The sequence below is a fragment of the Streptomyces sp. NBC_00370 genome, from assembly GCF_036084755.1.
GTDB lineage: Bacteria > Actinomycetota > Actinomycetes > Streptomycetales > Streptomycetaceae > Streptomyces.
In genome coordinates this window covers 1,378,638-1,398,950 of record NZ_CP107968.1, presented here as the reverse complement: position 1 = coordinate 1,398,950, position 20,313 = coordinate 1,378,638, and the positions used below count along the sequence as shown (strand labels likewise).

Here is a 20,313-nt window from a genome sequence, read left to right as displayed (position 1 = left end):
TCCGTCTCCGCCCCGCGTCCGTCTCCGCCACGAAGGGACCCACACCTCATGTTCGCGATCGCTCGCAGTGAGCTGATCCAGATCTTCCGGAACCGGCTCGTCCTGGTCACCGGACTCGTCATCCCGGTCGCCGTCAGCGCGTTCTTCGTCTACCGGCACGAGATCTTCGCCGAGGCGGCCGGCCTCGGCTACATCGCGGCAATCGTGATGTTCACCGTCATGACCTTCGGCCTCTACACCACGGTCGTGACCACGCTGGCCTCGCGCCGGCAGAACCTCTTCCTCAAACGGCTGCGCTCGACCGCCGCCGGCGACGTCGGCATCCTGGCCGGGCTGCTCCTGCCGGTCACCGTCATCGCGCTGCTCCAGGTGATCGTGATCCTGATCGTGCTCGGCGCGGTCGCCACCGCACCGGCCCAGGTGCTGCTCCTCGTGGTGGCCGTCCTGGCGACGCTGGCCATGATGGTCGGCCTGGCGCTCGCCACCGCGGGGCTGACGAACTCGCCGGAGCACGCCCAGGTGACCACGCTGCCGGTCAGCCTCGGGGTGATCGGGGTCGCCAGCTGGGTGGGCATCGCCGGCACCGACGACCTCGCCCCGCTCAAGCGGCTGCTGCCGGGCGGCGCGGCCACCGAACTGGTGGTCAACGCCTGGGAGGGCGGCGTCGCCGTCACGGACTCGCTGGTCCTGCTGGTGCCCACCCTGAGCTGGGTCGTCGTCGCCGTCGCACTCGCCGCCCGGCTCTTCCGCTGGGAACCCCGCCGGTAAGTCCCGGCGGGTCGGTACGGTTCGGCGGCCGGCCGGGCGGCCGGAGTCAGGTGAGGCGCGGGTCGGCCGTCACGGTGCCGGCCGGTGCCGGGGCGCGTTCGACGGCCAGTACGGCCACGTCGTCGGTGAGCCGGCCGCCGGTGTGCAGGGTGATGTCGTGAACGAGGCGCCGCAGGAGGTCCTCCGGACCTGCCGCCGGGAAGGTCGCGGCCCGTTCGGCGAGCGGGTAGAAGGCCCCTTGCGGTGAGCGTGCTTCGATCACGCCGTCGGTGTAGAGCAGGAGCGTGTCGCCGTCGGTGAAGGTGAAGGTGTCTCTGTGCAGGCCGGCGGCGCTCAGCCGGCCGAGGCCCAGCGGGGGAGCCGGGTCGCTGGACTCCAGGAGGGTGACCCGGCCGTCGCGCAGCAGCAGGGGCGGCGGATGGCCGCAGTTGATCATGGCGCCGTGTCCGGCTCTGTCGGGCAGATCGAGGACGAGAGCGGTGACGAAGTGTTCGCCGGGGTCCTGCTGGGTGTCGCCGGCCTCTTCGCTGTCGGCGCTGACGCTTTCCTCCATGGCCCGCACCAGCTGAGGGAGGGTTTCGCAGTGCCGCGCGCCCTCGCGGAACGCTCCCAGAACGACGGCCGCCTCGCCGATGGCGTCCAGTCCCTTCCCGCGCACGTCGCCGATGACGACCCGGCTGCGGTTACCGCCGTTCCTGACGACGGCGAACAGGTCGCCGCCGAGCTGGGCGTCGGTGTCGGCCGTCTGGTACCGCCAGGCCACCCGCAGCGGGCCGAGCTGTGCGGGGGGTGGTCGCAGGAGCACGCGCTGCGCGGTCTCGGCGACGATGCGCACCCGGCTCAGCTGCCGGCTGTGCGCCTCGCGCAGATAGCAGAAGAAGATCACCAGCGCCGACAGCACCACCACCGCGATGAACTGCCACACGTGGTTCGCACTGCCCACTCCGCCGTTCAGCGCCGCGATCAGGGCCTGTGCCCCGACCGCGGCCGCGCCGATGACGGCGGTGCGCCCCGGTCCGGCGAAGGAGGCGGCCAGCGCCGGGGCGATGACGAGCAGCGGACTGAGGTGGACGTCGCTCGGCGACACGATCGCGGCAGTGGTGATCGCGATGATCAGGACGGCAGGAAGGACGAGCAGTCGTCCTGCGGTGCGGCCCGGAAGGTCGCCCATCCACCGGAGATCCATTTGTCCATTCTTGTCCGCCAAAGCCGTGAAAGCGACCCGACGGAGGGGGACCGGACCTGTGTACTGCCGGGCGGGCGAGACCTTCGGTTCCTTGTCGATGACGTACGCGCGTCGCTGGGGCCGAGGTCGAACGCCGGAACCCTTTGCTGATCGTGTGTGCGGTGGCGATCTATCTCTCGTGCGAGTGGTTCGTCAACGTCGTCGAATGGCTCGGTCAACGCCTCAACGTGGGGAAGATGGCGGTCGGCACGATCCTGGCGGCTTTCGGCACCGCGCTGCCCGAGTCCGTGGTGACGCTGGTGGCCGTGACCACCGGCGGTACGGAGGAAGCCAAGAACATCGGCGTCGGCGCCGCCATGGGCGGGCCGCTCGCCCTGGCGACCGTCGCCTACGGCGCCCACCGCCCTGCCGAGCAGCGTGTCCGGCCAGGCGCGCTCCGCCGACCACAACCTCTGCTCCGACCTCTCCTACGGATGACCGTCCGCGCCTCAGCCGTCCGGGTCGCTCCGCTCGCGGTGGCCGGTGATCCGGCGGAGTACGTTGGCCGCCGCGTCGATCTCCTCGGCCGGCACATCCGCGAAGCTCTCCTCTAGCAGCCGCTGGAAGGCGCTGTCGAACCGCAGCAGGGTGTCCCTGCCCCGCCGCGTGGGCACCACCCGCCGCACCCGTCGGTCGCCCGTCTCCAGCACCGGTTCCACCAGCCCCTGCGCCTCCAACTCCTTGACCTGGCGGGTCACATGGGGATGGCGGACGTCCAGCCGGTCGGCGAGTTCACCGACCCGCAGCGGCTGTCCCTCCGTCACCAGGACCCGCAGCAGCGCGAGCCCCGGCCGGTCGACGGGCATGCCCGCCATGGCAACCAGCCGATCGTGGGCACGCGTTCGCGTCAGGCTGTAGGCGAGCGCGCTCAACACCGAGCGCAACTCGGCGATGCTGCCGGCCCGTGATCCAGGGGTTCTCTCCACGCGTGCATCATGCCGAACCTGCACACGGTTTCAGCCAATCGCGGCCAGGAAACTCACGGCCCTGTTGCACCGCACTTTCGCAGGATGTATCACGTACTTAAGTTACGTAACCTCTTGGCGATACCCCCACGAGTCGCACATGGAGCTCCGTATGCGTATCGAAATCGACGAAGACAAGTGCTGCGCCGCAGGTCAGTGCGTACTGGCGGCTGACGACCTCTTCGACCAGCGGGACGAGGACGGCGTCGTGGTCCTGCTCGACGCCGCTCCCGAGGCCGGTGCACTGGACCGGGCCCGCGAGGCGGCGGCCCTGTGTCCCGCGGCCGCCATCGAGGTCCACACCTGATCCGGTTCGGAACGGCTGAGCGCACCACTCAACGGCACACCCCCACCTCTGTCTGGAGTACGCGTCATGACCGAGACGGCCATCCCCGGCACCACCGTTCCCGACTTCCCCTTCGCCCGTGCCACCGGCTGCCCCTTCGACCCGCCGCCGCAGTACGCCGCGCTGCGTGAGGCCGAGCCCGTCACCCCCGTACGGATCTGGAACGGACAGATCGCCTGGCTGGTCACCCGGTACGCGGACCAGCGGGCCATCCTCTCCGACCCCCGCTTCAGCGCCGACTCGACCCGGCCGGGACACCCCTCGCAGAGCGCGGGCATCAAGGTCAGGCGCGAGTCGGCCGAACTGCCCTTCATCGTCAAGGACGATCCCGAACACAACCAGGTCCGCCGCATGTTCACCGCGCACTTCTCCGTCAAGCGCGTGGCGGCGATGGTGCCCAGGCTCCAGCAGATCATCGAAGGGCTGCTGGACGACATGGAGGCGGCGGGCCCGCCGGCCGACCTGGTCGAGGACTTCGCGCTGCCGATGCCCTCCCTGGTCATCAGCGAACTGCTCGGAGTGCCGTCCGGGGACCGCGGCATCTTCCAGCGCACGGCCCGCCGGCTCATCAGGCTGCACGCCACCGCCGAAGAGGTGCTGGCGGCCAACGACGAACTCAGCGCCTACCTCGGCGATCTCATCGACACCAAGGAGAAGACCCCGGCCGACGACCTGCTCAGTACGCTGATCAAGGAGCGGGTGCGTACCGGTGAGCTCACCAAGGACCAACTCGTCCAGAACGCCATCCTGTTGCTCATCGCCGGTCATGAGACCACGGCGAACATGACGGCCCTCGGCACCCTGGCCCTGCTGCACAACCCGGAACAGCTCGCCGCCGTACGCGACTCCGACGACCCCGCCCGGATCGCGGGCGCCGTCGAGGAGTTGCTGCGCTACCTCACCATCGTCCACACCGGCCGTCGCCGCGTCGCGATCGAGGACGTCGACGTCGCGGGCACCCTCGTACGGGCGGGTGAGGGCGTCATCCTGGTGAACGACTCGGCCAACCGCGACCCGGAGGCGTTCGCCGAGGCGGACCGCCTGGACATCGACCGGCCCGGCGTGCGGCGGCACATGGCCTTCGGGCACGGCACCCACCAGTGCCTCGGCCAGAACCTGGCGCGGATGGAGCTCCAACTCGCCTACCCGGCACTGCTCAAGCGCTTCCCGAAGCTGCACACCACGGTCCCCGACGAGGACATCAGGTTCAAGGACGACATGCTCGTCTACGGCGTCCACGGGCTGCCCGTAGCCTGGTAGCCCGTGCAGCCCGCCCGTCGGCCCCCGGCGGAACGGTACGGGGCGCCGGACCCGTCCCCGGCGCCCCGGACCCGTCTCCCGCACCACAACGCCGCTTCCACCACAACGCCGGACAGGACACCATGAGCCACCCGGAACACCCTGAACGAGTCGTCGTCGTGGGCGCGTCGGCCGCCGGACTCGGTACGGCCGAAGCGCTGCGCCGCGGGGGTTTCACCGGCTCCCTCACTCTCGTCGGCGACGAACTCCACCCGCCGTACGACCGGCCGCCCCTGTCCAAGCAACTCCTCGCCGGAGCCTGGGAATCCGAGCGTCTGCATCTGCGCAGCGCCGACCATCTCACCGGCCTCGGGCTCGATCTGCGCCTGGGGGTACGGGCGTGCGCCCTGGACGTCGGCCGCCGCGAGGTGAGACTGAGCGACGGCACCGGCCTCGGCTACCACGCCCTGGTGATCGCGACCGGCGTACGCGCGCGCCGGCTTCCCGGCACCGACGGGGTGTCCGGGGTCCACACACTGCGCACCATGGACGACGCGCTCGCACTGCGCACCTCGTTGCGTCCCGGCGCGCGCCTCGCCGTCGTCGGCGCCGGATTCATCGGCGCAGAGGCAGCGGCTGTGGCGAGCGAGGCGGGCAGCGACGTCACGCTGATCAGCGACATCCCCCAGCCGCTCTCCGACGTTCTCGGCGCCGAACTGGGCGCGCTGCTCACCCGTACCCACATCGGCCACGGTGTGCGGGTCGAAACGGGGGTGAGCGTCAAGGCGGTCACCACGCGGGACGGGGCCGCCACCGGCGTCGAGCTCTCCGACGGCAGGACCGTCGCCGCCGATGTGGTCCTGGTGGGGATCGGCACCCTGCCCAACACCGAGTGGCTGCGGGACAGCGGACTCCCGCTCGGCAACGGTGTCGAGTGCGACACCCGCCTCAGCGCGGCGACCGGGATCTGGGCGGCGGGCGACGTGGCCTCCTGGCCGGACCCGGTGACGGGACTGCGGCGCCGTGTCGAGCACCGTACCAACGCCGCGGAACAGGGGCTGGCCGTGGCCCGCAACATCCTGGCGGGCGAGGCGGCCACCGACTTCAGCACCGTTCCGTACATCTGGTCCGACCAGTACGACCTCAAGATCCAGATGTACGGCATGACCCGCGGCGCCGAGCACGTACGCATCGTGGAGGGCAGCGTCGCCGACAGGGCGCTCGTCGCGCTGTACGGCACAGCGGACAGCGTCCGGGGCGTGGTGGCGATCAACATGGCACGCGCCGCCCGTACTTACCGCCGGCTCGTCGCCGAGGGCGCGCCCTGGCCGCATGCCGTGGCCTGACCCGTCACACCTCGCCGGTTCCTCGGCCGCGATCACCCTCGGTTACCATGGTCACTTCATGCCTGAGGCCGGCATCGCGCGGTTGAAGAGAACGGGTGGCTCGGGAGAATGCTGAAAGAGGTCGTCGCGACCCGCTATGTGACCCCCTTGCGGGAGGGCGGTTCGCTGCCCGGGATCGTCGAGGGGGACGATCTCGGCACGTACGTCATGAAGTTCACCGGGGCCGGGCAGGGGCGCAAGACGCTGGTCGCCGAGGTCATCTGCGGGGAGCTGGGGCGGCGGCTCGGGCTGCGGGTGCCGGATCTTGTCACGCTTCATCTGGACCCGGTCATCGGGCTCTCCGAGCCCGACCAGGAGGTCCAGGAGCTGTTGAAGGCGAGCGGCGGGCTCAACCTCGGCATGGACTTCCTGCCCGGCTCCATCGGGTTCGACCCGCTCGCCTACGAGGTCGCGGCGGCCGAGGCGGGGCGGATCGTCTGGTTCGACGCGCTGATCAACAACGTCGACCGGTCCTGGCGTAACCCCAACATGCTGGTGTGGCACGGCGATCTGTGGCTGATCGACCACGGCGCGACGATGATCTGGCACCACAACTGGCCCACCGCCGCCGCGTCCGCCGCCAAGCCGTACAACGCCTCCGACCACGCGCTCGCGCCCTTCCGGCCCGACATCGCCTCGGCGGCGGCTGAACTCGCCCCGCTGGTCACCGAGGAGCTGCTGACCGACGTCGTCGCGCAAGTGCCGGACGAATGGCTGGTCGACGAGCCGGGGTTCGCGGCGACCGGCGAGCTGCGCGCCGCCTATGTGGCACCGCTGCTCGCGCGGGCCGGGACGATCCACGAGCGGATCGTCCTCGAAGCGCCCACCGCACCGCGCCCGTCCAGGGCGCCGGGCTGGCTCACCGGTCAGGACGGTGCCAAGTGACCACGCGCGACGTCTACGAATACGCGCTGCTGCGCGTCGTGCCGCGCGTGGAGCGCGGTGAGTTCTTCAACGCCGGCGTCCTGGTGTACTGCCGCGCCACCTCCTACGTCGCGGCCAGGACCCATCTCGACGAGACCAAGCTGCGCTGCCTCGACCCGCAGGCCGACGTGGTGGGGATCAGGGCCGCGCTGCGGGCCGTCGAGGGCATCTGCGACGGGGGCGAGGCCGCGGGGCAGGCGGGCGGCGACGACCCGGGGCGGCGGTTCCGCTGGCTGATCGCGCCGCGCTCGACCGTCGTACAGCCGGGCCCGGTGCACACGGGACTCACGGCCGACCCGAAGGCCGAGGCGGACCGGCTGCTGGACCTGCTGGTCCGCTGACCCGCCGGGCGGCACCGTCGGCGTCGCCGGTCCGCCGGGTCCGACGGTGTGACTTCGGCTGCTCATCACCCCGCCGGTGCCGTGGGCCGTTGACACCGGGTGCCAGGGCTTCTAGCGTCTGTCTGCTGAACCTACTAAGCGGTTGCTCAGTGTCGAGCGCCGCGGCAGCCTAGGACGAGGAGATCAGGGATGTCCACCACCGAGCAGCGTGTCGCCGTCGTGACCGGGGCGGCGCGCGGCATTGGCGCGGCGACCGCGGTGCGGCTCGCGGCCGAGGGCCGCGCCGTCGCCGTACTCGACCTCGACGAGGCGGCGTGCGCCGAGACCGTCGGGAAGATCACGGCGGACGGCGGCACGGCGCTCGCCGTCGGCTGCGACGTCTCCGACAGTGCCCAGGTGGAGGCCGCCGTCGCGCGCGTCGCCGCCGAGCTCGGCGCTCCGACCATCCTCGTCAACAACGCGGGTGTACTCCGTGACAACCTGCTCTTCAAGATGACCGAGTCCGACTGGGACACCGTGGTGGGCGTGCACCTCAAGGGCGCCTTCCTGATGGCGAAGGCATGCCAGAAGCACATGGTGGACGCGGGCTTCGGCCGGATCGTCAGCCTGTCCTCCAGCTCCGCGCTCGGCAACAGGGGCCAGGCCAACTACGCGTCGGTCAAGGCCGGTCTGCAGGGCTTCACCAAGACCCTCGCCAAGGAACTCGGCAAGTTCGGCATCACGGCGAACGCGGTCGCACCCGGCTTCATCGTCACCGACATGACGGCGGCCACCGCCGAGCGCGTCGGCATGGGCTTCGAGGACTTCCAGACCGCCGCGGCCAGCCAGATCCCGGTCCAGCGCGTCGGCAGGCCCGAGGACGTCGCCAACGCCATCGCCTTCTTCGCCTCCGACGACGCGGGCTTCGTCTCAGGACAGGTCATGTACGTCGCCGGCGGACCGCTCAACTGACGCAGGGGATGACGGACATGGCAGAGCAGACACAGGGCCGCGCGCCGGAGAGCGGAAAGGCCGCCCTGATCACCGGCGCCAGCCGCGGCATCGGGTACGGGGTCGCCGAGGCGCTCGTCGCCCGGGGGGACCGGGTGTGCATCACCGGGCGCAACGAGGACGCGCTCAAGGAAGCCGTCGAACGGCTCGGCTCCGACCGGGTCATCGGTGTCGCGGGCAAGGCGCACGACGAGGCACACCAGGCGATCGCCGTCGAGCGCACGATGGAGGCCTTCGGCCGCGTCGACTTCCTCGTCAACAACGCGGGAACCAACCCGGTCTTCGGGCCGATGGCCGAACTCGATCTCAACGTGGCCCGGAAGGTCTTCGAGATCAACGTCGTCTCGGCGCTCGGCTTCGCGCAGCTGACCTGGAAGGCCTGGCAGAAGGAGAACGGCGGCGCGATCGTCAACATCGCGTCCGTGGCCGGGGTTTCGGCTTCCCCGTTCATCGGCGCCTACGGCATGAGCAAGGCCGCCATGGTCAATCTGACGCTCCAGCTGGCGCACGAGTTCGCCCCCGGTGTACGGGTGAACGCCATCGCGCCCGCCGTGGTCAAGACCAAGTTCGCCCAGGCGCTGTACGAGGGCCGGGAGGCCGAGGCCGCCGCCGCGTACCCGCTGGGCAGGCTCGGGGTGCCGGAGGACATCGGCGGCGCCGCCGCCTTCCTCACCTCGGACCAGTCCGACTGGATCACCGGACAGACGCTTGTGGTCGACGGCGGGATCTTCCTCAACGCCGGGGTCGCCTGACCCCCGTCACCGCCCGCCCGCAGGACGCCGCCCGCGCGCCCGCAGAACGCTGATGCCCCGCCCCGTCGCCGCACGCCGACGGAGCGGGGCATCCCGCGCGCTGCGGGCGTTGTCAGTGGTCCCCGGTAGGTTCAGTGCCGGACAAGTGATCACCCACCGGAGGTTGTTGACGTGACCGACACCGACATGCTGCCCGAGTCCTGGCGCGGCGTCCTCGGCGACGAGCTGCAGAAGCCCTACTTCAAGGAGCTCACCGAATTCGTCGAGGAGGAGCGGGCGAACGGGCCGGTCTACCCGCCGCGCGACGAGGTGTTCGCCGCGCTCGACGCGACCCCCTACGACCAGGTCAAGGTGCTCGTGCTCGGCCAGGACCCGTACCACGGCGCGGGGCAGGGGCACGGACTGTGCTTCTCCGTCCGGCCGGGGGTGCGGATTCCGCCGTCGCTGCGCAACATCTACAAGGAGATGAAGGAGGAGCTGGGACACCCGGTGCCGGACAACGGCTATCTGATGCCGTGGGCCACGCAGGGGGTGCTCCTGCTCAACGCCGTACTGACGGTCCGCGAGGGCGAGGCCAACTCCCACAAGGGCAAGGGCTGGGAGAAGGTGACGGACGCGGTGATCAGCGCCGTCGACGCGCGCCCCGACCCCGCGGTCTTCGTCCTGTGGGGTGCGTACGCGCAGAAGAAGCTGCCGCTGATCGACGAGACGCGCCACGTGGTGGTGAAGGGCGCCCACCCGTCACCCCTGTCGGCGAAGAAGTTCTTCGGGTCCCGGCCCTTCACCAAGATCGACGAAGCGGTGGCGGCGCAGGGCCACGCGCCGATCGACTGGCGTATCCCGGACCTCGGCTGAGCCGCCGAGCCTGAAGGCGATTGTCCGTCATGAGAGCTAGCGTCAGGAGGACGGCGGGGTAGATGGCGCGGGCAGCGGACAGCGGAGGCGGCAGCGATGGAGCAGCAGCAGGCGTCGGACGACACCGTCATGACCAGGATCGGGCAGGCGGTCATGCTGCTCCACGGCGGTGACCGCGAAGAGGCCCGCAACCGCTTCGGGGCGATCTGGGCGGAGATCGGGGAGGCCGGCGAGGCGCTCCACCGCTGCACGCTCGCCCACTACATGGCCGACACCCAGGACGACCCCGGTGACGAGCTGGCCTGGGACCTGCGTGCGCTGACGGCCGCGCGCGGTGACTCGTCGGCCGTGCGCGCCTTCTACCCGTCGCTGCATCTCAATCTCGCGGCCGACTACGTGAAGCTCCAGCGGCCGGAGGCGGCGCGCGTTCATCTGGACCGGGCGCGCTCCGCCTCCGACGCGCTGGGCGACGGACCGTCGGGCGACGGGCACGACGAGGGGGTACGGACCGCCATCGACCGGCTGGAGCGACGGCTGGACCTGGCGGGGGAGTAGGGCAGCGGCGTTACGGGGGATCAGCCGTACGCCTGGTCGCAGATGCGGGCCTGCGGGCTCCCTGCCGGCCAGTGGCCGTACGCCTTGCCCAGCGCGCACAGCTGCGAACCGGCCGCCGGTACGGGCGGCCCCGCAGGGCCTGCCCGGGGCGCGGGGGAGGGCGCCGGCGTCCGGTGCTTCGGCGGGTGGACCGGCGGATGCCGAGGAGGTGCCTGGGCGGCCGGGAGAGGTGCGCCGCCTCCGGAGCCCGCCGGAGGGGTAGGTGCCGCCGGTCGGGCCGGGCCCGACGGTGTGGGCGCCGGTGCCACCGCCTCCAGTGCCTCGCGCGCCGGGGGCTGCACGATCTGCGGCTGCACCCGGGTGTGAGGGTGCCCGTCCGTCTCCGACCGGGGCGCGGGTACGGCCGCAGGCCGCGCGGTCACCGACACGCAGCCCGAGACCGCCGTCATCGTCATCCCCAGCAGCAGCATCGCGGCGGTGCTTCGCGTCGCTGTTCTCGTTCCGTCCATCCGGACAACTCTGCTGGTCGCGCGGGCCCTTGACGGACGTACGGACTGGATTGGCCCGGACGGGTGACACGGCCGGGCGCGGTGTTGCCGGGGCGCCGTGGTCAGTCGCCGGTCACTCCGTCGATCGCCTCACGGATGAGGTCCGCGTGGCCGTTGTGCCGGGCGTACTCCTCGATCATGTGGGTGTAGATCCAGCGCAGGCTGAACCGCTCGCCGGTGCTCGAATCGCGTCGCGGCCCCGCGCTCAGGTCGTCGAGGGAGCGCGCCGCCGCCAGCTCGCGTGCGCGGGCGATCTCGGCCTGCCAGACGGCGTACGCGTCGGTCCAGGTGTCGCCGTCACCGACGTGGAAATCGCCGTCCTCGTCGGCGTCCGAGTAGTAGATCGGCCCCGCGTCCTCGTCCGCCAGCACCCGGCGGAACCAGCTCCGCTCGACCTCCGCCATATGGCGCACGAGACCGAGCAGCGTCAGCCCGGACGGCACGGCGGCGGCCTGCCTGAGCTGTTTGTCGTCCAGACCCGCGCACTTCCACGCCAGGGTGTCGCGGTGGTACTCCAGCCAGCCGTCCAGCATCTCGCGCTCGCCCGCGACGGTGGAGGGTTCCCTGCGCTCGGATGTCGTCATGGCGCCATCCTCACGCACCGGAGGTGGCCGCTGCCACGGGTTATCCGCCGGCGCCCCCGTATGCCACGCGGCTTCGCCGGGATCGCCGACCGGCGGTCGGCGCAGCGCACGTATGCTGCCGGGACGGCACATCAGTAATCGAACGATCGTTCCGGGTGACCGTCCCGGCACGCACAGGAGGTCCCCGTGAAGGTCGGCTGCATCGGGCTCGGCGACATCGCGCAGAAGGCGTATCTGCCGGTGCTCACCGCACTGCCCGGGGTCGAGCTGCATCTGCAGACCCGTACCCCCGCGACCCTCACCCGCACGGCGGAGACCCACCGCATCCCCGCCGCGCAGTGCCACACCGACCTCGAAGCGCTGCTCGCCCAGGGCCTCGACGCCGCCTTCGTGCACGCGCCGACCGCCGCACACGCCGACATCGCCACCCGGCTGATCGAGGCGGGCGTGCCGACCTACGTCGACAAGCCCATCGCGTACGCCTACGAGGACTCCGAGCGGGTCGTGCGGCTGGCCGAGGAGCGTGGCGTCAGCCTCGCCGTCGGCTTCAACCGCCGCACGGCACCCGCGTACGTGCAGTGTGCCGACCATCCGCGCGAGCTGATCCTGCTGCAGAAGAACCGGGTGGGGCTGCCTGAGGACCCGCGCCTGTTCGTCCTCGACGACTTCATCCATGTCGCCGACACGCTGCGCTTCCTTCTCCCCGGGCCCGTCGAGCACACCGACATCCGGACGCGGGTCAGGGACGGGCTGCTCGAACACGTCGTGCTCCAGCTGTCCGGCGACGGCTTCACCGCCATCGGCATGATGAACCGGATGAACGGCTCGACCGAGGAGATCCTCGAAGTGTCCGGGCAGGACAGCAAGCGGGCCGTCCACGACCTCGCCACCGTCGTCGACCACAAGGGCCAGCCGTCGCTGCGCCGCCGCGGCGACTGGGTGCCCGTGGCCCGCCAGCGCGGTATCGAGCAGTGCGTCCTCGGCTTCCTCGACGCCGTACGGGCGGGGAAGGTGCTCAGCGCGCGGGACGCCCTGCGGACTCATGAGCTGTGCGAGCGGGTGGTACGAGCGGCGCTCGACGGGACCGCCTGACCGAGCGCGCGCTCTCGGCCGCGCAGAACGCGAGCACGACCAGCAGCGCCGCGTACACCGCCCAGTCGCCGAACCTGACGTACGGCGTCGTGCCGCCGGCCAACGGTACGTCGTACACGGCGGCGGTACGCCGGTCCGTACCGAGCGGTTCACCGACGCGTTCACCCCCGGGGCCGAAGACCGCGCTGATCCCGGTCAGCGTCGCGTGCACCATCGGCCGGCCGGTCTCCGCGGCCCGCAGCGCGGCCAGTGAGGCGTGCTGTTGGGGCGCCCAGCTGTGCTGGAACGACGAGGTCGACGACTGGGCGACGATCAGCTGAGCCCCGTCCCTGACCAGCTGCCTGCTCATGTCGGGGAACGCCGTCTCGAAGCAGATCAGCGGGCCGATCCGCAGCCCGGCGCCGTCCGTTGCGCCGCTGCCCGTGCTGTCGGCGCCCTGGTGCCCCGGCAGGGTCATGACCACCTGGCGCGTCCCGCGCACCCGGTCCTCGCTCGCCGCCCTGCCCACCGAGGTCGCCCAGCTCAGGGCCGAGCGGAAGGGGATGTACTCACCGAAGGGGACGAGCCGCATCTTGTCGTACGCGTCGCCGGCCGGGCCCGTGGGCCCCACCAGGACGCTGCGCTTGAAGATGCCGGTGCGGCCCGCCGGGTCCGTGCTGCGCGCGTCCACGTTGACCAGCACGTCGGCGCCGACCGTACGGGACAGCGCGGCCAGCCGCTTCGCGTAGCCGGGGTGGGTACGGAGATCGGCGCCGACGCTGCTCTCGCCCCACACGACGAGGTCGAGATCCTGACCGGTCAGCTTGCGGGTCAGTGTCTCGCTGCGGGTGAAGCGGTTCTCGACGGCGGCGGGGCCCGCGGCGATCCCGCCCGTCTGGACGACCCCGATCCGCGCGACGCCCGACCGCTCGGGGGCAGGGGCCCAGGCCCAGGCCGAACCGACCGTCGTCACGCACAGCACGATGCCCACGGTCGCCGTGATCCGCGCGCCCGCCATCGCGACCAGCATCGTGACGGCGGTGTTCACCGCGACGACCAGCAGGCTCAGCAGCCAGACACCGCCGACCGAGGCGAGCCGCAGCGCGGGAGGAACCTGCCACTGGCTGGCGCCGAGCAGACCCCACGGCCCGCCAAGACCCTCCCACGACCTGGCCAGCTCGATCATCAGCCAGCCGGAAGGCAGCACGGCCAGCGCGGCGGCCGTACGGGCACGCGAAGGCGTCCCGCCGAGCGTCGCCCGCACCAGCGCACCCCACGGCGCCCAGAACAGCCCGAGCAGCGCCGCCACCACCACGATGAAGACATTCAGGCTCGGCATCAGCCAGTGATGGACGGCGATCATGAACCCGGTCCCGCCCAGCCAGCCGTCGAGCGCCGCCCTGCGGGGCGTGGGCGCCGCGCGTACCAGCAGCATCCAGGGGACGAGGGCCACATAGGCCAGCCACCACAGCGCGGGCGCGGGGAAGGCGAGCGCCGGCAGTGCTCCGGCCGCCACGGCTGCGGCGGCCCGCCGCCACGGCGGGGCGGACCGCTGTTCGACTCCGTCATGCCGTCCGGCCAGGACCTGCATACCGCGCCTCCTCGCCGAACCCGTGGGGGGTGTCTCCTTCCCTCGGGCGAGGGAACGAAGCGGCCGGAGGCACGGACCGTGACCAGGTCCGGGGGATGATCAGGTCCGGTGCGTGATCAGTTGACGCGCCGCCAGCTCTCCTGGACTACCACGGAGTGCAGCCGCCAGCCCGCGTCGCCACGCAGCAGCCCGAAGTCGAAGCGGCCACCACTCGTACGGTCCTCGCCGCCCTCCTGGCGCAGCGTGCTGAGGTAGTCCGCGCGCAGGTCGGCGCGGTCGCCCGGGTAGCCGCCCAGATCCTGGATGCGCAGCCGCCGGTTGGCGATCAGATGCTGCCGGACGGTGAACGGCGCCAGCGCGCCGGTCAGCCAGTCGGTCACCTCGGCGGCCGTCCCTTCGACGCCGCCCGCCGACGTGTAGTCGGCGCGTCCGTCAGGCGTGAACAGGGCCCGGAAATCTGCCCACTCGGCATCGTCCACCGCCACCGCGTAACCGGTGATCACTTCATCGATGGCCAGTCGGTCCATCACGGTCGCCAGTTCCACGCGCTGCGTCATTGGCTCAGTCTCCGGCAGTACGCGCCCCAGGCCAAGTGCCCTGCTCGGAGGGTGTGCGCGGCTCCGCGGGGCGATGCGCGCCACCGGCCCGCCCGGGGCCCGCCACGCCCCACAACTCACCATGTGCCAGGCCTTGTTCCTTGAAGGGGTATCGTCCGCGCAACGAATGGAAGGCGAGCTGACCACCTCAGACCCAGCGTGTGGCCAGGGGGGCCGGTGGGTCCGGAGCAATGGAGAGGTGGATCATGACCTCCGAGGTGTCATGTCGCCGGGCAGGTCGCTCGGGCGTCCTGGGTTACGGGGAAGGCCGATGAGACTCTGCTTTCTGGTGGAGGAGCAGTACCGTCACGACGGCATGCCCGTCGAGGTGATCCGGCAACTGACCTCCTGGGGCCACCGCGTCGACGTACTGCGCCCCGGCAGCTCGCTGCTGCCGGTGTCCGAGGCGGTACGGGCGGGCAGCCACGACGCCTGGGTGCTCAAGACCGTGTCCGGCGGGCCCGGTCTGACGCTGCTGGAGGCCGCGGCCGCTGTCGGGCTCACCACCGTCAACGACGCGCGGTCCATCCGGGGCGTACGGGACAAGGCGCTGGCGTCGGTGATCGGCCGCGACCGGGGGCTGCCCGTTCCCGTGACCTACGCCGCCGCCCGGTGGGAATCGCTGGCGGAGATACCGGCCGCCGAGTTCCCGCTGGTCGTCAAGCCCGCCGACGGCAGCTCGGGGCGCGCCGTGCGGCTCGTACCGTCCGCCGACCGGCTGGCCGACCTCGGCGCCGAACTGGCCGGTGAGGGACTGCTGATCGCCCAGTCGTACGTGCCGAACTCCGGCGTCGACCTCAAGGTCTACTGCGTCGGCGGTGAGTTCTTCGCGACCGAGCGGTGCTCACCGCTCCACCCCGACCGTCCGAAGCACGAGCGCCGGGTGCGGCTCTCCCGTGAAGTGGCCGGCATAGCCGCCGACGTGGGCCGGGTCCACGGACTCGACCTGTACGGCGTGGACATCCTGCTGGGGCCCGAAGGACCCGTGGTGGTCGACGTGAACGACTTCCCGAGCTTCCGCCAGGTGCCGGACGCACCGGCCCGGGTCGGCCGGGCCATCCTCGAACTGGCCCGCGAGGGACGTGCGTTGCCGGACCCCACGCCCACCACACTCCCGTCCCTGCCGGCGGTGCTGCGGGTACCGGCCCAGATGGCCGTGCCGGCCGGCGAGGACAGATGAGGGTCTGTCTCATCACCCCGCGCCCCGACCATCCGCTGCTGGCCGCCACCACCGCGCTGCTGGCGCCGGATCACCAGGTGACGTGGCTCGACCCGGCAGCGCCGGTCGCACCTGACCCCGGCGCGACGCTCGCCGACGTCTGTCTGCTCAAGTCCCGCTCGCCGCGCGCCCTCGCGCTCGCCCGGTCCTTCGAGGAGCGCGGAGTGCCCGTGCTCAACTCGGCCGCGTCCACCGAACTGTGCCAGGACCGCGTGCTGATGGCCGGTCTCGCCCGGCGCGCCGGACTGCCGTTCGTCGCCACCAGGGCCGTACCGACGCTGCGGCAACTCGCCGCCGAGGCCGCGCTCCCGTACCCGCTGGTCGTCAAGAGCCGGCACAGCAGACGCGGCGATCTCGTGGCCCGTGCCGCCGACGCGGGGCAGCTGCGCGAACTCGGCGCCGTATGGGCGGACGAGCCGGTCGTGGTGCAGCCGTTCACGGCCAACGACGGCTGGGACCACAAACTGTGGGTCATCGACGGTCAGGTTTTCGCCGCGCTGCGCCGCTCGGAACTGGCCGAGACGGACGGCGGTCCGGGCCCGACGCTGCCGCTCGCGCCCGGTGAACTCCCCGACGGCTGGGCCGACCTGGCGCGCCCGGTGGGGCCCCTCTTCGGCCTTGAGGTGTACGGCGTCGATGTGCTCGACACCGGCGGCGGGGCGCCGCAGATCGTCGACATCAACGCCTTCCCCGGCGTACGCGGCCAGGCGGGCGCGCCCGAGGCGCTGGCCGCGCTGACGCTGCGGGCGGCGGGCGGCGGCTCGGCGAGCGCCCGCCCGTCAGGGGACGCTGCCGTCAAGTGACCTTCTGTCAAGGCGAGTTCAATGAGCGGCCGACTGGGCAGGCGTCCAGTCGGCCGCCCGGCCCGCTGCGTGTCGACGGAGGGAACCACCGTGAAACGAGCCCACCTGACCCTGGCCGCCGGTGTGGCGGTCGCCGCCCTGCTCGCCACCCAGCAGAGCGCTTCGGCGGGTTCGGCCGGTGTCGCTGGCCCGGCGGCCGACACCTGGACCGGTACGTGGTCGGCGTCGCCGCAGAGCAGCGGTGACACCTTCGACAACCAGACCCTGCGGCAGATCGTGCACACCAGCATCTCCGGCACCTCCGTCCGGATCCGGCTGTCGAATGCCTTCGGCAGCGGGCCGCTGACCGTCGACGACGTACACGTGGCACAGCGGGCCTCGGGGTCGTCCGTCGTCCCGTCGAGCGACCACGCGCTGACCTTCGGCGGGCAGAGCGGTACGGTCATCGCGCCCGGTGCCTCCGCCGTCAGCGACCCGCTGTCCTTCAGTGTGGGCGCGGGCACCGATCTGGCGGTCAGCCTCCATCTCCCCACCACCACAGGTCCGGCGACGACCCATCAGACCGGCCTGCAGGACAACTACGTCGCCACGGGCGACGTGAGCGGCGACACGGACCTCACCGGGGCCCGTACGACGGGGAGTTACTACTTCCTGTCGGGTGTGGACGTGGTGAACCCGGCTGCGGAGGGCGCCGTGGTGGCCCTGGGCGCTTCCATCACCGACGGCGTCGCCTCCGGCTCCAACAGCAACCGCCGCTGGCCCGACGACCTGGCATCGAAGCTCAACGCGTCGGGCCGCACGGTCGGTGTGCTCAACCAGGGGATCAGCGGCAATCAACTGCTCAAGGACGGCGCGGGCCAGAGCGCGCTGAACCGCTTCGACCGGGACGTACTCGACCAGCCCGGGGTGCGGTGGGTCATCTTCTCCGACGACCCCATCAACGACCTGACCTCAGCAGCGCCGGGCTCCGACCAGCTCATCGACGGGCTGAAGCAGCTCATCTCCCGCGCGCACGCGCGCGGCATCACGTTCCTCTGCTCCACGCTCACGCCGGTGGAGGGCACGAACGGGTGGAACGCCGATCTGGAGACCAAGCGGGCCACCGTCAACGCCTTCATCCGCGGCGCCGACAGCGGCTGCGACGGAGTCGTCGACCAGGACACCGCGACCCACGACCCGGCGCACCCCACGCGCTACCGCACCGACCTCGACAGCGGCGACCATCTGCATCCCAACGAGAAGGGCCTCCAGGCCATCGCCGACGCGGTGGACTTCTGACGGTGCGGGCGGCGCCTATGTCGGCACGTTGTACGCCATCAGGGACACCTGCCCCCGCGTGACGCGCAGTTCGGTGATCGCGCAGTTACGAAGCCCGGGGAAGATCCTGCGGTACTCGCTCTCCGGCAGGCCCAGCAGCCGGCACAGCACCAGCCGGTACAGGGTGTTGTGCGCGACGGCCAGCACACGTGTCCCCAGCCGTCCGTCGGCCAGCCGCAGCAGCGCGGCGGCGCCGCGTGCCGCGGCAGCCATCGGATCCTCGCCGGCCGGCAACGGATACGCGGCCGGATCCTTGAGGAACGCGGCCACCTCCTGCGGGTGGGACGCCTCAAGTTCGCCGAGGGTCCTGCCCTCGGCGATCCCGAAGTCCAGCTCCACCAGCTCCGGTTCGACGACGGGGACGAGACCCGTCGTGCGTGCGGCGGGCTCGGCGGTACGCCGGGCGCGCGACAGCGGGGACGTCACGATCGCGTCGAGCCGGGCCCCGACCGCCCACGAGCCGAGCGACTCCGCCTGGGCCAGGCCGAGCGGGGTCAGCCCGATGTCGCTGACCCCGGTGTAGCGGTTCTCCTCGTGCCACAAGGTCTCGCCGTGCCGGGTGAGGAACAGGGTCGTGGTGGCGGTCGTCATCCGTGCTCCCGTGCGTAGGCGGCCGTCTCCGCCGGGAGCCAGCCGCGTTCTTCCCAGGTGTCCACGAGCGCCGCGAAGGGCTCGTCGAACCGCCGGCTCACCTCGGCCCGCGGCTCAAGTGTCGTACGGACGCGCACCATCGGCCGCAGCGCGGACAGCGGCGGCGCCGAACGCGCCGGGCCCGTTGTCGCGCTCTGCGTGGACGTGACGCCGTGGGCGGCGAGTACGGCCATGCCGAGCGCCGAGTCGGCCTGTTCCGGGACGGTGGCCGGACGGCCCAGTACATCGGCGCGCAGCTGGTTCCAGTACGCGCTGCGCGTCGCACCGCCGGTGAAGGCGACCGGCCCCTCGATCCGGGCGCCGAGGAGCTGTACGTACGCCAGACACAGCCGTTCCACGAACGCCACGCCCTGCAACAGCGAAGCGTGCAGGTCCCCGTCGTCCTTCGGGGTGCCCAGGGTGAAGGCCTCGGCGTCCGGGGCCAGGAACGGGAAGCGCTCGCCCCGCGACACCAGGGGGTACGAGAGCACGCTCGCCGGTTCGTAGGAGGCGGCAGCACGGTCCAGCCGCGCCAGGTCGGCGCCGGGGAACGCCCGGGTCAGCGCGCCCGCGCCGACGCTCGAAGCGCCGCCCGGCAGCCAGTTGCCGTCCGCCGAGCGGTGGTTGTAAAGCACCCCGGCCGGGTCGGCGAGCGGGCTCTCCGTGACGCCCTTGATGACGAGCGTCGTGCCGAGGACGGTGTTCCACTGGCCGACGTCCCAGGCTCCGGAACCGAGTTGGGCCGCGCAGCCGTCCGTCATCCCGGCGACCACGGGGGTCCCCTCGGCGAGCCCCGTCACGGCCGCGGCCTTGGCGCAGACCGTGCCGAGCACCGTGCCGGGCGCCACCACGTGCGGGAAGTCCAGCTCGGACAGGCCCAGTTGCTCGTGGACCTCGCGTGGCCAGCGACGGCCGTGCAGGTCGTAGCCGGTCTTCAGGGCATGGCTGGAGTCGGCGGGCACCGGCCGTCCGACGAGCCGGGCCGTGACGTAGTCAGCCTGATGACAGACCCGGGCGCCGCGCAGCGCGGCCGCATCGCCGTCCCCCTGGCCGCTGTTCCCGTGGCGGGTCAGCCACAGGATCTTCGCCAGGGCCCAGCTCGGCTGGATGCGGTAGCCGAGCGAGCGCCACACCTCGGCGCCAGTCTCCTGCGCGTACCGCGCCTCGGCGGCCGCCCTGCTGTCGTCGTACATCAGCGCCGGTGTCAGCGGTGCGCCGGCGGAGTCGGTGAGCAGGACCGTGCCGGACGTGGCGCACACCGCGAGGCCCCGCACCCGCGCGGAGCCGAGCGGGCGCAGCGTCTCGCGGACCGCCGCGCCGACACCGTCCCACCAGTCCGACGGAAGCTGTTCGTGCCGGTCGCCGTCCCTGACGCCGGTGAGCGGGGCTGAGCCACGGCCGAGCACCCGGCCCTGACCGGTCACGGCGAGGGCACGTACGCTCTGCGTCCCGAGGTCGATCCCCAGCCACAGCTCCTGGTCGGGTGTGTCCGGCACGCGATCCCGTCCTCTCGTCGTCGTTCGGTCGTTCCTGGACGCTTTTCACACCGCGACCACACGTCTGGGCGGCGGCCCACCCGCCGGGCCCCGACGCGTCGGTACCGCCACTC

Annotated in this window: 23 protein-coding genes; 15 read left to right on the top strand and 8 right to left on the bottom strand. The window is 71.8% G+C overall.

The window, feature by feature from the left end; translation table 11 throughout:
- The first annotated feature begins 48 nt into the window (after positions 1–48).
- Positions 49–768, top strand: a complete 720-nt coding sequence (locus OHS57_RS06125) for an ABC transporter permease (RefSeq protein WP_328581283.1) — start codon at positions 49–51, stop codon at positions 766–768.
- A 46-nt stretch (positions 769–814) separates the two neighbouring features.
- Here OHS57_RS06125 and OHS57_RS06120 read toward each other — a convergent pair whose 3' ends face one another.
- Positions 815–1,939, bottom strand: a complete 1,125-nt coding sequence (locus OHS57_RS06120; protein ID WP_328581282.1) for a PP2C family protein-serine/threonine phosphatase — start codon at positions 1,937–1,939, stop codon at positions 815–817.
- Between the two features lie 167 nt (positions 1,940–2,106).
- Between OHS57_RS06120 and OHS57_RS06115 the strand changes: the two genes are divergently transcribed.
- Positions 2,107–2,547 carry a hypothetical protein gene (locus tag OHS57_RS06115; protein WP_443043057.1) on the top strand — a complete coding sequence of 147 codons (441 nt, stop codon included), beginning with the start codon at positions 2,107–2,109 and terminating at the stop codon, positions 2,545–2,547.
- Here OHS57_RS06115 and OHS57_RS06110 read toward each other — a convergent pair.
- Positions 2,443–2,919 carry a MarR family transcriptional regulator gene (locus OHS57_RS06110; protein ID WP_157874467.1) on the bottom strand — a complete coding sequence of 159 codons (477 nt, stop codon included), beginning with the start codon at positions 2,917–2,919 and terminating at the stop codon, positions 2,443–2,445. The genes OHS57_RS06115 and OHS57_RS06110 overlap by 105 nt on opposite strands.
- A gap of 151 nt (positions 2,920–3,070) precedes the next feature.
- Between OHS57_RS06110 and OHS57_RS06105 the strand changes: the two genes are divergently transcribed.
- The 9 genes from OHS57_RS06105 to OHS57_RS06065 all read left to right on the top strand — a co-directional run bounded on the left by OHS57_RS06105 (position 3,071) and on the right by OHS57_RS06065 (position 10,345).
- Positions 3,071–3,265, top strand: coding sequence for a ferredoxin (locus OHS57_RS06105; RefSeq protein ID WP_042000196.1), 195 nt, complete (start codon positions 3,071–3,073; stop codon positions 3,263–3,265).
- A 66-nt stretch (positions 3,266–3,331) separates the two neighbouring features.
- A complete protein-coding gene (locus OHS57_RS06100) occupies positions 3,332–4,564 on the top strand; it encodes a cytochrome P450 (RefSeq protein WP_328581280.1) in 1,233 nt (410 codons plus the stop codon).
- Between the two features lie 122 nt (positions 4,565–4,686).
- Positions 4,687–5,889, top strand: a complete 1,203-nt coding sequence (locus OHS57_RS06095; RefSeq protein ID WP_328581279.1) for an NAD(P)/FAD-dependent oxidoreductase — start codon at positions 4,687–4,689, stop codon at positions 5,887–5,889.
- Positions 5,890–5,997: 108 nt separating this feature from the next.
- Positions 5,998–6,813 (top strand): HipA family kinase, encoded by an 816-nt coding sequence (locus OHS57_RS06090; RefSeq protein WP_328581278.1) that lies wholly within the window; start codon positions 5,998–6,000, stop codon positions 6,811–6,813.
- Positions 6,810–7,193: a DUF3037 domain-containing protein gene (locus OHS57_RS06085; RefSeq protein WP_041997787.1), complete on the top strand. Its 384-nt coding sequence runs from the start codon at positions 6,810–6,812 to the stop codon at positions 7,191–7,193. Before OHS57_RS06090 ends, OHS57_RS06085 begins: the two co-directional genes overlap by 4 nt.
- A gap of 189 nt (positions 7,194–7,382) precedes the next feature.
- Positions 7,383–8,144 (top strand): 3-oxoacyl-ACP reductase FabG, encoded by a 762-nt coding sequence (gene fabG, locus OHS57_RS06080; RefSeq protein ID WP_041997789.1) that lies wholly within the window; start codon positions 7,383–7,385, stop codon positions 8,142–8,144.
- A gap of 17 nt (positions 8,145–8,161) precedes the next feature.
- On the top strand, positions 8,162–8,935 hold the full coding sequence (locus OHS57_RS06075; RefSeq protein ID WP_042000200.1) for an SDR family oxidoreductase: 774 nt from the start codon (positions 8,162–8,164) through the stop codon (positions 8,933–8,935).
- Between the two features lie 171 nt (positions 8,936–9,106).
- Entirely contained in the window at positions 9,107–9,790 is a 684-nt protein-coding gene (ung, locus tag OHS57_RS06070; protein WP_328581277.1) for a uracil-DNA glycosylase, read from the top strand.
- Between the two features lie 96 nt (positions 9,791–9,886).
- Positions 9,887–10,345 (top strand): hypothetical protein, encoded by a 459-nt coding sequence (locus tag OHS57_RS06065; protein WP_041997793.1) that lies wholly within the window; start codon positions 9,887–9,889, stop codon positions 10,343–10,345.
- Positions 10,346–10,365: 20 nt separating this feature from the next.
- Here the strand turns inward: OHS57_RS06065 and OHS57_RS06060 are convergent, their stop codons facing one another.
- Together OHS57_RS06060 and OHS57_RS06055 are read right to left on the bottom strand one after the other, a co-directional pair.
- On the bottom strand, positions 10,366–10,854 hold the full coding sequence (locus OHS57_RS06060) for a hypothetical protein (RefSeq protein WP_328581276.1): 489 nt from the start codon (positions 10,852–10,854) through the stop codon (positions 10,366–10,368).
- A 101-nt stretch (positions 10,855–10,955) separates the two neighbouring features.
- Positions 10,956–11,477: a DinB family protein gene (locus OHS57_RS06055; RefSeq protein ID WP_328581275.1), complete on the bottom strand. Its 522-nt coding sequence runs from the start codon at positions 11,475–11,477 to the stop codon at positions 10,956–10,958.
- A gap of 186 nt (positions 11,478–11,663) precedes the next feature.
- Here OHS57_RS06055 and OHS57_RS06050 point away from each other — a divergent pair, with 186 nt between their 5' ends.
- Positions 11,664–12,569 carry a Gfo/Idh/MocA family protein gene (locus OHS57_RS06050; RefSeq protein ID WP_041997798.1) on the top strand — a complete coding sequence of 302 codons (906 nt, stop codon included), beginning with the start codon at positions 11,664–11,666 and terminating at the stop codon, positions 12,567–12,569.
- On the opposite strand, the gene lnt is transcribed toward OHS57_RS06050, so the two are convergent.
- Both lnt and OHS57_RS06040 read right to left on the bottom strand, forming a co-directional pair.
- Positions 12,493–14,139, bottom strand: coding sequence for an apolipoprotein N-acyltransferase (lnt, locus tag OHS57_RS06045; RefSeq protein WP_328581274.1), 1,647 nt, complete (start codon positions 14,137–14,139; stop codon positions 12,493–12,495). The two genes, OHS57_RS06050 and lnt, sit on opposite strands and share 77 nt — an antisense overlap.
- A 116-nt stretch (positions 14,140–14,255) precedes the next feature.
- Entirely contained in the window at positions 14,256–14,696 is a 441-nt protein-coding gene (locus OHS57_RS06040; RefSeq protein WP_198533448.1) for a nuclear transport factor 2 family protein, read from the bottom strand.
- A 310-nt stretch (positions 14,697–15,006) separates the two neighbouring features.
- Here OHS57_RS06040 and OHS57_RS06035 point away from each other — a divergent pair, with 310 nt between their 5' ends.
- The 3 genes from OHS57_RS06035 to OHS57_RS06025 all read left to right on the top strand — a co-directional run bounded on the left by OHS57_RS06035 (position 15,007) and on the right by OHS57_RS06025 (position 18,035).
- Complete coding sequence (locus tag OHS57_RS06035; protein WP_041997802.1) at positions 15,007–15,915, top strand: ATP-grasp domain-containing protein; 909 nt, start codon at positions 15,007–15,009, stop codon at positions 15,913–15,915.
- Positions 15,912–16,757, top strand: coding sequence for an ATP-grasp domain-containing protein (locus OHS57_RS06030; RefSeq protein WP_328581273.1), 846 nt, complete (start codon positions 15,912–15,914; stop codon positions 16,755–16,757). The genes OHS57_RS06035 and OHS57_RS06030 overlap by 4 nt, the downstream gene beginning before the upstream one ends.
- 90 nt (positions 16,758–16,847) lie before the next feature.
- On the top strand, positions 16,848–18,035 hold the full coding sequence (locus tag OHS57_RS06025) for a GDSL-type esterase/lipase family protein (protein WP_328581272.1): 1,188 nt from the start codon (positions 16,848–16,850) through the stop codon (positions 18,033–18,035).
- Positions 18,036–18,050: 15 nt separating this feature from the next.
- Here the strand turns inward: OHS57_RS06025 and OHS57_RS06020 are convergent, their stop codons facing one another.
- Both OHS57_RS06020 and OHS57_RS06015 read right to left on the bottom strand, forming a co-directional pair.
- Positions 18,051–18,665 carry a histidine phosphatase family protein gene (locus OHS57_RS06020; RefSeq protein ID WP_041997806.1) on the bottom strand — a complete coding sequence of 205 codons (615 nt, stop codon included), beginning with the start codon at positions 18,663–18,665 and terminating at the stop codon, positions 18,051–18,053.
- Positions 18,662–20,200 (bottom strand): FGGY-family carbohydrate kinase, encoded by a 1,539-nt coding sequence (locus OHS57_RS06015; RefSeq protein WP_328581271.1) that lies wholly within the window; start codon positions 20,198–20,200, stop codon positions 18,662–18,664. Before OHS57_RS06015 ends, OHS57_RS06020 begins: the two co-directional genes overlap by 4 nt.
- Positions 20,201–20,313 lie beyond the last annotated feature (113 nt).

Bases quoted from the DNA above. Each gene is read 5' to 3' on its own strand.
- OHS57_RS06125 (WP_328581283.1), top strand. From the start codon at position 49: ATGTTCGCGATCGCTCGCAGTGAGCTGATCCAGATCTTCCGGAACCGG.
- OHS57_RS06120 (WP_328581282.1), bottom strand. From the start codon at position 1,939: ATGGGCGACCTTCCGGGCCGCACCGCAGGACGACTGCTCGTCCTTCCT.
- OHS57_RS06105 (WP_042000196.1), top strand. From the start codon at position 3,071: ATGCGTATCGAAATCGACGAAGACAAGTGCTGCGCCGCAGGTCAGTGC.
- OHS57_RS06100 (WP_328581280.1), top strand. From the start codon at position 3,332: ATGACCGAGACGGCCATCCCCGGCACCACCGTTCCCGACTTCCCCTTC.
- OHS57_RS06095 (WP_328581279.1), top strand. From the start codon at position 4,687: ATGAGCCACCCGGAACACCCTGAACGAGTCGTCGTCGTGGGCGCGTCG.
- OHS57_RS06090 (WP_328581278.1), top strand. From the start codon at position 5,998: ATGCTGAAAGAGGTCGTCGCGACCCGCTATGTGACCCCCTTGCGGGAG.
- fabG (WP_041997789.1), top strand. From the start codon at position 7,383: ATGTCCACCACCGAGCAGCGTGTCGCCGTCGTGACCGGGGCGGCGCGC.
- OHS57_RS06075 (WP_042000200.1), top strand. From the start codon at position 8,162: ATGGCAGAGCAGACACAGGGCCGCGCGCCGGAGAGCGGAAAGGCCGCC.
- OHS57_RS06065 (WP_041997793.1), top strand. From the start codon at position 9,887: ATGGAGCAGCAGCAGGCGTCGGACGACACCGTCATGACCAGGATCGGG.
- OHS57_RS06060 (WP_328581276.1), bottom strand. From the start codon at position 10,854: ATGGACGGAACGAGAACAGCGACGCGAAGCACCGCCGCGATGCTGCTG.
- OHS57_RS06055 (WP_328581275.1), bottom strand. From the start codon at position 11,477: ATGACGACATCCGAGCGCAGGGAACCCTCCACCGTCGCGGGCGAGCGC.
- lnt (WP_328581274.1), bottom strand. From the start codon at position 14,139: ATGCAGGTCCTGGCCGGACGGCATGACGGAGTCGAACAGCGGTCCGCC.
- OHS57_RS06040 (WP_198533448.1), bottom strand. From the start codon at position 14,696: ATGACGCAGCGCGTGGAACTGGCGACCGTGATGGACCGACTGGCCATC.
- OHS57_RS06035 (WP_041997802.1), top strand. From the start codon at position 15,007: ATGAGACTCTGCTTTCTGGTGGAGGAGCAGTACCGTCACGACGGCATG.
- OHS57_RS06030 (WP_328581273.1), top strand. From the start codon at position 15,912: ATGAGGGTCTGTCTCATCACCCCGCGCCCCGACCATCCGCTGCTGGCC.
- OHS57_RS06020 (WP_041997806.1), bottom strand. From the start codon at position 18,665: ATGACGACCGCCACCACGACCCTGTTCCTCACCCGGCACGGCGAGACC.